At 65.4% G+C, this 12,592-nt stretch carries 10 protein-coding genes; 3 read left to right on the top strand and 7 right to left on the bottom strand.

Going from position 1 to position 12,592, the window contains the following annotated elements; translation table 11 throughout:
* The 3 genes from AB4Z11_RS08055 to AB4Z11_RS08065 form a co-directional block, all read left to right on the top strand.
* On the top strand, positions 1-441 hold a 441-nt coding region (locus AB4Z11_RS08055), incomplete at its 5' end, for a formylglycine-generating enzyme family protein (RefSeq protein WP_442024200.1).
* 54 nt (positions 442-495) lie between these two features.
* Positions 496-903 (top strand): OsmC family protein, encoded by a 408-nt coding sequence (locus AB4Z11_RS08060; protein ID WP_442024202.1) that lies wholly within the window; start codon positions 496-498, stop codon positions 901-903.
* Entirely contained in the window at positions 900-1,784 is an 885-nt protein-coding gene (locus AB4Z11_RS08065) for a pirin family protein (protein WP_442024204.1), read from the top strand. The genes AB4Z11_RS08060 and AB4Z11_RS08065 overlap by 4 nt, the downstream gene beginning before the upstream one ends.
* Here AB4Z11_RS08065 and AB4Z11_RS08070 read toward each other — a convergent pair whose 3' ends face one another.
* The 7 genes from AB4Z11_RS08070 to AB4Z11_RS08100 form a co-directional block, all read right to left on the bottom strand.
* On the bottom strand, positions 1,785-3,284 hold the full coding sequence (locus tag AB4Z11_RS08070; RefSeq protein ID WP_442024206.1) for an FHA domain-containing protein: 1,500 nt from the start codon (positions 3,282-3,284) through the stop codon (positions 1,785-1,787).
* Between the two features lie 148 nt (positions 3,285-3,432).
* On the bottom strand, positions 3,433-3,915 hold the full coding sequence (locus AB4Z11_RS08075) for an SH3 domain-containing protein (RefSeq protein ID WP_442024208.1): 483 nt from the start codon (positions 3,913-3,915) through the stop codon (positions 3,433-3,435).
* A 9-nt stretch (positions 3,916-3,924) separates the two neighbouring features.
* The gene (locus AB4Z11_RS08080) at positions 3,925-5,664 is read right to left on the bottom strand and encodes a hypothetical protein (RefSeq protein WP_442024210.1); all 1,740 of its coding nucleotides are present in this window, start codon (positions 5,662-5,664) and stop codon (positions 3,925-3,927) included.
* A 6-nt stretch (positions 5,665-5,670) separates the two neighbouring features.
* The gene (locus AB4Z11_RS08085; RefSeq protein ID WP_442024212.1) at positions 5,671-7,980 is read right to left on the bottom strand and encodes an FtsW/RodA/SpoVE family cell cycle protein; all 2,310 of its coding nucleotides are present in this window, start codon (positions 7,978-7,980) and stop codon (positions 5,671-5,673) included.
* Complete coding sequence (locus AB4Z11_RS08090) at positions 7,977-9,101, bottom strand: serine/threonine-protein kinase (protein WP_442024214.1); 1,125 nt, start codon at positions 9,099-9,101, stop codon at positions 7,977-7,979. The genes AB4Z11_RS08085 and AB4Z11_RS08090 overlap by 4 nt, the downstream gene beginning before the upstream one ends.
* A gap of 45 nt (positions 9,102-9,146) precedes the next feature.
* Positions 9,147-11,975: an EAL domain-containing protein gene (locus AB4Z11_RS08095; RefSeq protein ID WP_442024216.1), complete on the bottom strand. Its 2,829-nt coding sequence runs from the start codon at positions 11,973-11,975 to the stop codon at positions 9,147-9,149.
* A 127-nt stretch (positions 11,976-12,102) separates the two neighbouring features.
* The gene (locus AB4Z11_RS08100; RefSeq protein ID WP_442024218.1) at positions 12,103-12,531 is read right to left on the bottom strand and encodes a glycine zipper 2TM domain-containing protein; all 429 of its coding nucleotides are present in this window, start codon (positions 12,529-12,531) and stop codon (positions 12,103-12,105) included.
* Positions 12,532-12,592: the final 61 nt, after the last annotated feature.

A 12,592-nucleotide genomic window follows, 5' to 3' on the forward strand; every position in this document is an offset into this window, starting at 1 on the left:
GGCCAGGCCTACCGTCTGCCAACCGAAGCGGAATGGGAATACGCCTGCCGCGCAGGCACGCACACGGCCTTCAGCTTCGGCGACGAAATCAGCACCGAGCACGCCAACTACGACGGCAACTTCACATACCACAATAGTGTGCGCGGCGAATTCAGAGGCGGCACGACGGCGGTCGGCACCTTCCAGCCCAACCCCTGGGGACTGTTCGACATGCACGGCAATGTATGGGAATGGACGCAGGACGCGGTGCACGAGAACTACGAAGGCGCGCCGGCCGACGGCAGCGCGTGGGAGCAGGGCGGCGACGCCGCGCGCCGCATCCTGCGCGGCGGCGCCTGGCTTTATCAGCCGCGCTATCTGCGTTCGGGCCTGCGCAATGGCTATTCGGCGGTGCTGGCCAATGACGTGGTGGGCTTCAGGGTGGTGCGAAATCTGGCATGACTTTCTGCAAAGGTGTACATTGCTGTATGTCCTTTTTAACATGCAGGAATCATCATGACCGTTAAAGTAGTTCGCGACCAGTCGCTCCCCATGCGCCACGTTCTTCATGTGCGCAATCACATCGTCTCCGTGGACGGCACACTGCCTGAAGGCGGCAGCGATGCCGGTCCCAATCCTCACGATCTGTATGACGCCGCTATCAGCGCCTGCAAGGCCCTGACCGTGGTCTGGTATGCGAAGCGCAAGAACATTCCGGTCGAAGATGTGCAGGTAACCACGGAGCGCGACGACAGCGAAGAACGCAAGGGCGTGTACCGCCTGACCGCGACCCTGCAGCTGAGCGGCCCGCTGACCGGCGAGCAGCGCGAAGAATTGCTGGCTGTCGCCCAGAAGTGCCCCGTGCACAAGCTGATGACGGCCGTAACCACTGAAATCACTACTCTGCTGGGGCAATCCGAATGAATATCGCTCATATCATCAAAGGCCATGAGAAGGACCTGGGCGGCGGCTTCATGGTGCGCCGCTTCCTGCCCGCCGCCATCAAGCAGGCTGTTGGCCCCTTTATCTTCTTCGACCACTTCGGGCCCGTCGATGTGCCGCCGGACGCGGATTTCGACGTGCGCCCACACCCGCATATTGGCCTGGCCACCGTGACCTATCTGTTCGAAGGCGCGATGGAGYACCGCGACAGCGTCGGCTCCGTGCAGCGCATCGAACCGGGCGCCATCAACTGGATGACGGCGGGGCGCGGCATCGTGCACTCCGAGCGCGCCCCCAAAGACCTGAAGGGCACGCAATACCGCAACCACGGCCTGCAGCTGTGGGCCGCGCTGCCGCAGGCGCATGAAGAGGACGCGCCTGGCTTCTGCCACACACCCGCCGACGCGATTCCGTCGCAGACCATCGATGGCGCGGAAGTGCGCGTACTGATCGGCTCTGCCTTTGGTATGACCTCGCCGGTGCAAACCTATAGCCAGACCCTCTACCTGGACGTAAAGCTGCGCGCGGGCCAGCAGCTGGCCCTGACGGGCCTGCCGCCGGAAGCGGCGATCTTCCCGATCAGTGGCGCGATCGAAGTCGATGGCCAGCCGGTGGCGCTGCACACCATGGCGCTGCTGGACACCACGACTTCGCAGCGCGTGCAGGCTTCGGACGACGCGCAATTCATGATTATCGGCGGCGAACCGCTGGACGGTCACCGCTACCTGTTCTGGAACTTCGTGTCGTCCAGCAAGGAGCGTCTGCTGAAGGCAGCCGAGGATTGGGAAGCGCAGCGTTTCGAGAAAGTGCCCGGCGAGACGGAATTCATTCCGCTGCCGCCGAAGAAGCCTTCGGCGCAGTAATCAGGCGGTAAATGCGGCCTGCGCGGCGACGGTGCTGTGCAGGTCTTGTGCGCCGGTGCGGATGATCCAGCATTCCGGATAAGGCTCGCTGGCGAAGCGGGTGTGCTGCGGGATGCGGCTCAGTTTTTCTTGCACCGGTGTTGGCGCCAGTGCGGTTTCCTTACCGGTCAATTGATCCAGATGCCAGAAGCCGCCGTTGTGATGCATCAGCAGTGGCATCCCGGCAGCGGCAGGCGATGCGGCAAAGCGCGGGATCGGGTAGCCGGGATGCGTGTCCGGCTGCAGGATCACGAAGCACTCGGCGCGCGCGCCTTCGTCGACGCGGTGCAGGACCACGCCATGCGGCATGATGGCGGACACGGTCAGCACGACGATGCCCTTGATGCTGGCGCTCAGTTCGATCTTCATGCCGAGGCGCAGCGTCACCGGCTTGTGCTTGCCCGGCCAGACGCCGTCCAGCAGCAGGCCATAGCGCGATACGTCTTCGATTTCAAAACCTTGCGCACCGCGGCGGATCACGGCGTGGCGGCCGGACAGGCGGCGCGTCAGGCCTGCGGTGTCCTGCCCATCCGGTGTGTAGTGGGTGAGCAGCACGTCCGATTCCGGATCAACCAGCTCGAATCGGCCAAGCACGCATTCTTCGGCCGCGAACATGCGCACGTGGCGGTGCATGCCGGCTTCCGGTGCAGCGTTGATGAAGCTTGCAGCGCGGCTCGGGTGCGGGTGGGTCGGGCCGGTGCGCGGCAGTTCGATTTCGATCAGATCCTCGTCCCACGCGATGGTGGAGAAGCCGAGGTCCACCTTGCCCTGCGGCGCGCCCAGGTCGAGGTGGGCGATGCCCGCGTTGCGCGCGGTGACATCGATGTCCATGCTGTCGCCGCCTTGCGCCGACACGCGCGCGATGGAGGCGTCGTCCGCCATCACCCGCACATTCTTGTGGGTGCTGAGGAAGATGCGGTGGATTTCAGTGAGCGTGGCGTCCGCGCGTGGCACCAGGATGACAAAAGTGCATTCCCATTTGCGCGCTGGCTGGCCCGCGTCCTGGCTCAGGATCTCGGCATTGATCTGGTACTGGCCGTGCTCCATGCCGCGCGATGAAAATTCGACAAACAATGGACGCCAGTCGCCGTCGACCGAGCGTACGCACTGCTGGCGCACCACGCCGTTCGGAATCAGTTCGGATTGAAGTTTGATCGCCAGCTGAGGCGCGCAGTCCTGCGGCATGCCGCGCAGTTCCATCTTCAGCGTCTGGCGGCCGCCGGCCGCGCGTGGATCGAAGCCGCTGATGTGCAGCTGCGGACGGACGCGAACGCCCGTGCCATAACCTGCCTGCGCCGTCGGTTGCGGACCAGTGCGGGCATTGCGCATGGCGTTCAGCATGTCGAAGCTGTTTGGCGCCGGGTCGGCGACAGGTTGACTGTGGCCGCCCGTGCACGTGCTTTCCCCTGGCATGACCCAGAAGGTGCAATGCGGATGATCGGGATGACTACACTTGTTCATTGGATTGCGGCGCGGAAGATAAGCGAGACTTTACGCGCTTTACCCCAGCCTTGGCAACCCGGCTGTGGTCCGATCAGGACCCTTTTTCCCTCTCTATTCTCGGTGCATCAAATACGCAACGTTTTGATAATAAAAGTGTATTTTTATGTCACTCATTTGTACGCCGGAGCCACAGGCTGCTGGCCCATCCGGTATGTGTCCGGCCGTCGGTTTCGGCGCGGATTTGCCACCAGTCGCCGCGCCGTTCGCCGGTCGGCGTAACCAGGGCTCCGGCTGGGACTACGACCAGGCGCTCGGCGCTGGTGCTGGCGTCGGCACGCAGGTTCAGGTCACGGTGGACGCGGAAGGGCTGGCCGGCGGTGGCGAGATAGACATCCGCCGGTGCCGCCGTCCGCATAGCCGTGGCGCGCAGCTTGACCGGCGTGGCGCTGGCCAGGTCGTTGGCGGCGACTGGCGTGGCGAAGACGTGCAGCAGCAGGGCGCCAATGCCCCAGGTGCCTGCGGCCAGGATGACCAGTCCGCGCGCGGTCGGGCGGCGCCACCAGGTTTTCGGCGTGAGATAGGACGCCAGCACCAGCGTCATCGCCAGTGCCGCGCCATACGCCGCCAGTTGGTAAGTTGTTATGATCATGGTCACGGCTCAGGCGTCGAAACGCAGCACGTAGTGGCCCGCCACGATGTGATGGCCCGGGGGGATTGTGTACGGTTTGTCATCGCTTATCGCGGCGACGAACTGCAGCTTGTCGTCCAGGTGGTACAGGGCTTGTGTGGATGACAAGCGGCTTACCGACAGCGCGCCCGCGGCAGCTTCGAAAGTGAAGGCATTGCGCGAGAGGCCGATGCGGTCGGGGCTCGAGCCGGCTGTCGTGCTGGCCAGCATCCAGGCCGCGTCGAGCGGGCGCAGCGCAGCGGTGGGAGCAATGCCTCGGCCGAACGTCGCGCGCGCGCCGGGGATCAGCGGCTGGCTGCACGCTTCTGCCAACGAAAGCAGGTAGCTGTAGCGTTCCGCCATCGCCTGCGGCGCCGTTTGCAGGCGCAAGGCGCGCGAGCCGGTTGGCGTGAAACTCGCGGGAGCGGTAATGCGTTCGCGGCCTGCCGGGGTGACGGCGTACAGCTCGTCGTCCTCGGTCGCAACGAAGGTGATGGCCCGCTCGGCACCGGCGGTGCGCGCGATGGTGAGTGCCGATGTGAACGGGATCTCCAGCGCGATGGCGCCTGTGCTGCGGTAGCGGCTTAAGCGTGGCAGGGCCAGCGCGACAAGGCTCATGCGCTGCAGCGCGCCCGGTGCGAAGGTCGCGTCGCTCTCGCCGATGCGCGGACGCATCGCAGGTGCCGGCACCGGCACGGCGGTCAACTCGTCGGCGTATGCAGGCGGCGCGGATGGCGCGGATGGCACAGGCGCGCTGGCGCGCGACTGCCAGACGGCGGGCCGAGGCCCTGCGCCGGATTTCGCCGCCTGCTGCGGCACGGCGGCACTATCGGACATGGCGCCGCGCAGTGCTCCGCGATGCCCTGCCGTGGCGGGTACGCCGCCGGGATTGCCGGACGTCGTACTGCACGATGCTCCCGGCTGGTCTGCACTGAACCGTGCGCCACCTGCGCTGGCTGCATGCGCGCTGATGCCGGACGTGGACACTGGGCGCGGCGCAGGACGCGGTGCGCCAAGCGCGCGAGTGATCTTGAGCAGCAGGCGCTCGCCGGTTCCGTGCTTCGCGCGAATCGCGTACGCGCCGAGGCTCGCATCGAACTGGCAATCGAAAGCGTCCTTGGGCCGCATCTGCACCACCGGTTCGCTATCCGGCCCGTCATTGACCAGCAAAATCGCGCCCTCGCCGGCAAACGGCCATCCCGGTGCGATTACACTGGCGGCGCCTTCCGCACCGCCGATCAGCGCCAGACGCTGATTCGGGTACACGGCGCATACCGGCTTCCACACCGCGCTGTCGCGTGATGCGCTTACGTTGAAGAGCGCCTTTTCGTCAGCAGCAGGCAGATAGACCGCATGACCGAAGCACACCTGGATCTCTCCCGGTGCCAGATCGTCGGCGCCAGCCACGCCATAGCGCACCTGGTCACTGCCCAGCAGATCGCCGAAGTCCTTCTGGTGCAGGGCCGCCAGCGTTTCAGCCAGCTCGCGTGCGCGGTTGCCGCGGGTCAGGTGGTAATCGTCATCCACGTCTTCCTGCGGCAGGCGCAGGGTGATGTGGGAAAAGCAGCGGGTGGCGGCACGGCCACGCTGCTCGCGTGGCGAGCGCTCCAGCAGATCGCGCAGCAAGGGACGGCGCGAAAACAAGGAAAAACCCGGCGCCTGCCAGATGGCTTCGGCATTGAAGACGTCCGGAATACGGTCCAGTGTCTCGTGTTGGACGTAGATCGGCATGATGCATCACTCCTCTAAAGATTGCGCGCTGACGGCACTGAACGCTAGCAGGGGGAGCAGGAAAAACAGCAGATGGCTGCCCCCGGCCGACAGAAAACTCATCGGCTGCCCCATCACCGGGAAAATCGACAGATTGGTTCCCCACGACAGCAGGAAATGTCCGAACACAAAAGCAGCCCCGCCGCACAAGGCGAAACAGCGGAAGCGCGCGCTCCAGGCGTGGCGGAAGTTGCGCGCTGCGCTGGCCGATCGGGCAGCCCGCACGGCAATCAGCAGCAGGCCGGCCAGGAAGCCGGCTTGCAGGCACCATAGCAGCAGCGCCGACAAAAGGCCGTGGCGGTTCAGGAAGAAGGATGGCGCGAAATCGTCCTGCACCTCGGGGATGGCGGTGACACTGCCGACATGCTGGCCGAGGGCGCGCAGGCCGAACATGCTGTCCGTGCCGGCGAGTCCACCTTCGGCGATGGCGCTGGCGCCTTGCAGCAGTTGCTGGCCGGTGTGCGGGTGGTGGGCTGGATCGAGCCAGACCTGGAAGCGGTCGGCGTAGAAGGCGGACGGCAGCCGTGCCAGGCCTTCGGTGCCGCCGTCGCGCAGCATGACGACTGCTGCGATGCCCGCGATTGCAACCGCTGCCAGCGCAGCGCTCAGGCGCCAGTTGCGCGCGGCGAGGCCGTAGGCGAGGGCGGTGACGCCGGTCCAGAGCATCAGCAGCACCAGCGGCGAGTAGTCGTCCACTTGCACCAGGGCGAAGGCCAGCAGCGCGAAGAAGAGCATTGCAGGTGCAATCAGGCGCAGCCAGCGCGCGGCCAGGGTTCTGTTGTCGGACTGTTCGCGCCAGCCCAGGCGCAGTGCAAGGCAGTGTGCGGTCAGCGCGGTCAGCGCGAGTTTGGCCAGTTCGACTGGCTGAAGGTCGAACACGCCGGTTTCATCGCCCCACAGCACCTGGGCGGCCAGGGCGATCAGCGCGATGGTGGCGTAGCAGAGCAGCAGGTATTCGATGGCGCGCTGCGAGATGGCGCGCGCCGGCAGTTGGCGCCACAGCGCGGCGGCCGCGGAGCCGATGGCCAGCAGCGCAGTGGTTTTCTGGTAGTAGCGCAGCCAGGACGTGTCCGGCGCGCCGAGGCCGAGTTCCAGTTGTGCGAGGAGGCCGGCTGCCAGGAGCAGCAGGGCGCAGGATGTGGYCAGCGTCAAGCGGCTGGGAATGGCTATCCAGAGCGACAGGGAGAGCATGGCAATCAGCAACGACGCCGCGATGGCGGGCGGATGGCCGGTGCGCTGTGCGATCAGCGCGGAGAGCCCGGCCGCGAACAGTGCCACGGCGGCGATCACCGTCGCAATGCGCGCGGCGGCGGTCCTGTGGCGGTCGTTGTGAACCGTGCGCGGGCGGGCGAAGCGGGGGACACGGATGGCAAAGGCGGCGAGAGCCAGTGCAGCGAGGGCCAGCGTGGCGATGGCGGAGGCGGTGAGGGCGGAGGTTGATGCAATGGTGCTGCAGGCGTGCCAGAGGTTGTGCTGCTRCCAGGTCCACGACACTTGCGGCGGTAGCCTGGCGTCGGCAGTGGCGAAGAGGGCGACGCGGCGGGTGGGCGTGAGCAGCAGCGCGTCGCGGGCGATGTGGACGGTGAAGCGGGTCTGGCCGAGGGCGATGGTTTGGACGCCATCGAGCGGGCGCGGGGCGCGCGCGGTATCGGTCAGGCGCAGCTGGCCGTTGGCGCGCGACATGGCCGCGCTGTCAGGCGCCAGGCCGGGGATGCCGAGGCGGTTGCCGCAGTAGAGATTACCACCGAATTGCAAGGGGCGGGCGATGGTCAGCGCCCGTGGCACCGTGCGGTTCCACAGCGCGACGGCACGCGAGGTCCAGTGTGCGTCGGGGCAGGATGACTGGGCGGCGCCGTTGCGGTAAAGGGTGGCGCCGTCGTAGTGCCAGCGTTGATCGCCGAGCAGGAATTCGGCTTGCTGGCTGTCGGACGCCGTCAGCGCGAACGTAGCAGTCCCGATGCGGAAGGCGGGCAGGCTGGCTACCGGCACAGTGGCGAGGCTTTCGTCGTGGTCGTCGCTTTGCAGCAGCGGCGCGCGGCCAGTGGAGAGGGAGCGCAATTGCCAGTCGCCGTGGGAAGTACGCGAGAGTTCGATGTGCGCGTTATCGGCTTGTGGCGCGGCCAGCTCGCGGCGTCCGAGTACGATCGATTCGCCGGGCGACAGGTGAATGGCGATTTCCTGCGGCAGCCAGGCGGACGGCGTGCGCAGCAGGGCGAAGACCTGCAATGCGCACAACGCGGCCAATGCTGCCAGCAGAAAGGAGCGTGCGCGGCTCATGCGCTCACCCGCCAGCCGTCAGAAGGACGGCCGAAGTGGCGCAGTGCCGGGGCGGACGCGGAGGAGCATAGGCTTGCGTCCCGGCTGATTGCGGTGAGATGCGGAAGCGCTGCGGCTGGGACGTGCGGCGCGTCGCCGGTGTGGGCTGAGCGTGCGCGCGCGCCAGCCCCCGGCGCCGCTGGAGCGGATACCGAAGTATCGGCGAGGGCGGCGCGCAATGTGGCGAGCTGGCGGCTGATTTGCAGCGCGTGGCGCGGGCGTTCGGCGGGAATGGGCGCGAGCAGCGCGCGCAGCAGCGTCAGCGCGGGATCGGCCGCGCGCGGCGGAAGGCCGTGGATGAAGCGGGCTTCTTCGTCAGCTTGCAGCGTTTGTGGGATGCCGCCGTGTGTGGCGAGCAGAGACTGCGCGCCATCGGCCAGCTGCTCGCGATAGGCCTGTCCGCACGCCGTGCAGTAGGACAGTGCGGTGCCGCCGCTGACCAGATAGTAGAACAGCGCGCCCAGTGCAAAATAATCGCTCTGGACGTCGGTTGCGTAACCGCCGCCCGGCGCCGGGAAAAACTGCTCCGGCGCCTGCCAGTTGGCGGTGCCGGAATACGTGTGGGCGTGCAGCGCGTCCAGGCGGCGATTGGTGCCGAAATCGGCCAGCTTGACGGCGCCGAGGCGGGCATCAACCAGAACATTGGCGGGCTTGAGGTCGAGATAGCGCCAGCCGTACTGGTGAACCTTGGCCAAGGCCTGATTGAGCTGGCAGATCCACTCCAGCACTTGCGCAAACGGCAAAGACTTGTGCTCGGACATATAGCGCGCCAGATCGCCGTCCAGCAGTTCAAGCGCCAGAACGGGCAGGCCTTCGTGCCAGCCGCTATCGAGCAGGCGTACGATGTGGCGCTCGTCCCAGGGCTCCAGCGACTGCAGGAAGGCGATCTCCGAGCGTGCGCTGGCGATCCAGCGTTCGCGCTGCGCCGGCAGGGCGCGCGACATCTGCCCCTGGTTGACCAGCTTGAGGGCGACATCGCCCGTGCCATGCGGCCCCGTCGCGCGCCAGATCACGCCATACGCGGAGCCGGCGATCTGCTCGCGCAGCTGGTAGTGCCCCAATTCCAGTGTAATGATGTCCATGCCTTGCCCTCCGCACTGATGTAGCGGAGGGCAGGGGAAAGCGGCTCAAGCCTCCTGGTAGCGCGCTTCCATGAAGCGGGCGTAAGCCTCGTCCACCACTTCGCGCAGGTCATCCGGTTGCACGGGCTTTTCGACAAATTTGTAGACAGCGCCCATATTGATGGCCTGGCGCGTGGCGTTGAAATCGTCGTAGGCGCTGAGCATGACGCGCACCGTGTCCGGATACATGCGGCGCACGCGGCTGAGGAAATCGACGCCGCTCATCTCGGGCATGCGCTGGTCGCACAGCACCACCGCGATCCTGTGCCGCGCCAGCAGATCGAAAGCGCGATCGGGACTTTCGGTAGGCCAGACGGTATAGCCTTCGGCGGTCAGCAATAGTTCAAAGTAGGCCAGCAAGTGCGAGTCGTCGTCGAGGATGAGAACTGACGGACGGCCTTCTTCGCCGGCGGGCAGGCATTTCCCGTCGCGCAGCAGCTGCGCCAGGTCTTCCGCGGGCAAAGGCTTGCTGAAGTAATAGCCCTGGACGATATCGCAGCCACGCGCCGCCAGCAGGGCCAGCTGGCCTTCGGTTTCCACGCCTTCCGCCACCACTTGCAGGTGCAGGCTATGCGACATGGTGATGATGGCGTCCGAAATCGCCAGGCTGCCCGGATCGGTCGTGATATCGCGCACGAAGGAGATATCCAGTTTGAGGCGGTCGATCGGGAAGCGCTTCAGATAGCTCATGTTCGAATAGCCGGTGCCGAAATCGTCGATGGAAATTTCGACGCCGATGGCTTTCATGCTCTCCATCAGCGGCACGCTGCGTTCGGGATCGGCCATCGACAGGCTCTCGGTCAGCTCCAGCTCCAGATAGCGCGCAGCGAGGCCCGACTTGTCCAGTGCGCGGCGCACGGCCGCCTCCAGATCCTGCTGCGCGAACTGGCGCGGCGAGACGTTGACCGCCACCGGTAAAGCGGGCAAGCCCTCGTCCTGCCAGGACTTGTTCTGGATGCAGGCTTGCTGCAGCACCCATTCGCCGATCGGAATAATCAGCCCGCTCTCTTCGGCATAGGCGATAAAGTGTCCCGGCCCAATCAGACCCTGCTGCGGATGGCGCCAGCGCAGCAGCGCTTCAATGCCGACCACCTTGCCGCTGCGCAGACTGACCTGCGGCTGGTAGTGCAGTTCGAACTCGTTGCGCTCCAGCGCCTGGCGCAAGCTGGCGCCCAGCTGCAGCTGGCTGCGCGCACGTTCCTGCAACTCGGCCGTGAAGAACTGGAAGCCGTTGCGACCTTGTTCCTTGGCGCCGTACATGGCCGCTTCGGCATTCTTGAGCAGGGTTTCGGCGTCCTGGCCGTCCTGAGGATGACTGGCCAGGCCGATGCTGCAACTGATGCGCATGTCCTGGCCGGCCAGCGCCACCGGCTGCACGATATTGTCCAGTACCCGCCGCACCAGCTCCGTGACGTGCGCTTCCAGCGACAATTCGCCTTCACGGCATTGGCCGTTCATCAGCAGGATGAATTTGTCGCCGCTCATGCGCGCCACGGTGTCGCCGGCGCGCATGCTGGCTTGCAGGCGTGTGGCGACGATCTTCAGCAGCTCGTCGCCTTGCTGRTGGCCGAGGTTATCGTTCACCAGTTTGAAATCATCCAGATCGATAAAGGCCAGCACGGTCAGGCCCTGGCGGCGCTGATTGTTGACGATGGCCTGTTTCAGGCGGTCCACCAGCAGGCTGCGGTTGGCAAGTCCGGTCAGCGCATCGTATTGTGACTGGTGGGCCAGCTGGTCGGCATCGTTACGGGCTTCGGTGATGTCGTTGAAGATGGCGATAAAGTGCTCCGGCGGACCGGCATCATTGCGCACCGGCGCCACATAGACTTCGTTCCAGAACGGCGTGCCGTCCTTGCGGTAGCTGCGCAGCACGGCGTGGCCTTCGCGCCGGTCGCGCAGGGCCAGGCGAATGTCGAGGAAGGCCGGCTGGTGATTGTCCTCGCCGACGAGAAAGTTGAGGCCCTGGCCCGTGATTTCCTCCGCCGAATAGCCGGTGATGCGCGCGAATGCCTGGTTCACGTATTCGATGGGGAAGCCCGGCTTGGCCAGGCTGGCAATCATGATGGCGTTGAAGCTGGACTCCATGGCCCGTTCGCGCAAATGCAGATCCGCCTCGGATGCCTGCAGCGCCTTGCTCATGGTGTTGAAGCTGCGTGCCAGCTCGCCGATCTCGTCGTGCGCTTGAAGGTTCACCGTCACATTGCGTTCACCCTGCGACAAGCGCAGCGCCGCGGCGCTCAGCTGCTGCACGGGACGCGAAATGATGCGCGCCATGTAAAGCGCACTGGCGATGGCCAGCAAGATACCAATGGCCGCCACGCCCGCCACAACGCCCAGCGCCTGCGCGGCTTCCGCTTCGAGTTGCCGGTACAGCGGCGAATACTCATAGGCCAGTGCTGCGATGATGCGTTGATTGTTGTCGTAGATCGGCACAACAATCTGGCGAATTTCTGGCGTGTGCGGCGAACTGGCCTCGGTCATGGTGCGCGGTTCGCCGTCTTGCAGGGTGCGCGTGACGGTATCGCGGCGCGCTCCCGCTTCGATGGGTTTGCCGACGTCCTCCTTGTCGACATCCGCAATGTTGATCAGGTTGCGATCGTAGATTTCCAGGTCGCGCTCTTCGCGCGCGGAGATGAAACTGAGGATGTCCTGGTAAGAGGCATGGGCCGGGTCGTAAGCGGCCATGGTCGCGATGGCGGTCGCCACATTGGCCGCTTCGGATTCGACGGATTCGTGGGCCAGCGTGCGCAGGCGCGAAAGGCCCAGCACACCGATAGTACCGGCGATCACAAAGACCGCCACGATCACGGACGTGAGCTTGGTCGAAATGCGCATCAATCCCCCAGAGCCTGCGCGCAGCTATCAGCAAGCTAGTTATTTAACAAATTTTACATTTTTGGGGGAATTGTAGACCAAAAAAAAGCCCGGCGCGTGGCCGGGCGTATACGGTGGGCAAACTATATTACCAGCCGCGGTGGTGGTGATGGCCGCCGTAGTAATAGACGGGTGCGGGAGCGTAGTAACGGTCACGCACGATCACGCGGGGTTCCACATACACTGGGGCAGGGCGCACATACACAGGAGCCGGCTCGTAGTAGACCGGGGCCGGCTCGTAGTACACCGGAGCTGGCTGCGAGTACACGCGGGTCTCTACATAACCGCCGCCGCGACGATAGCCGTGGCCGCCGCCGCTGACGGCGTTGCCCACTGCTGCGCCGACCAGGCCGCCTACCACTGCGCCACCGGTGCCACCGTTGTGGCCACCGATCGCCGCGCCAATCACAGCGCCGGCAGCGGTGTTGAAATCACGATCGCCGGCTGCGAAGGCAGCGGTCGATGCGGTAAGGGCCGCGCCCATCAGCACCAGCCCAGCGAAACGTTTAGTGAACATGGTATTTCCCCTTTCCTTGCCAGGACCGGAATGGCCCTTGGGTCTCTCATTGGTATTCACT

It is taken from the genome of Pseudoduganella sp. RAF53_2, from assembly GCF_052113985.1.
Taxonomy (GTDB): Bacteria; Pseudomonadota; Gammaproteobacteria; order Burkholderiales; family Burkholderiaceae_D; genus Rugamonas.

What these genes read in the sequence shown, in the direction of transcription:
- AB4Z11_RS08060 (WP_442024202.1), top strand. Translation starts at nt 496, where the DNA reads ATGACCGTTAAAGTAGTTCGCGACCAGTCGCTCCCCATGCGCCACGTT.
- AB4Z11_RS08070 (WP_442024206.1), bottom strand. Translation starts at nt 3,284, where the DNA reads ATGAACAAGTGTAGTCATCCCGATCATCCGCATTGCACCTTCTGGGTC.
- AB4Z11_RS08075 (WP_442024208.1), bottom strand. Translation starts at nt 3,915, where the DNA reads ATGATCATAACAACTTACCAACTGGCGGCGTATGGCGCGGCACTGGCG.
- AB4Z11_RS08080 (WP_442024210.1), bottom strand. Translation starts at nt 5,664, where the DNA reads ATGCCGATCTACGTCCAACACGAGACACTGGACCGTATTCCGGACGTC.
- AB4Z11_RS08090 (WP_442024214.1), bottom strand. Translation starts at nt 9,101, where the DNA reads ATGGACATCATTACACTGGAATTGGGGCACTACCAGCTGCGCGAGCAG.
- AB4Z11_RS08100 (WP_442024218.1), bottom strand. Translation starts at nt 12,531, where the DNA reads ATGTTCACTAAACGTTTCGCTGGGCTGGTGCTGATGGGCGCGGCCCTT.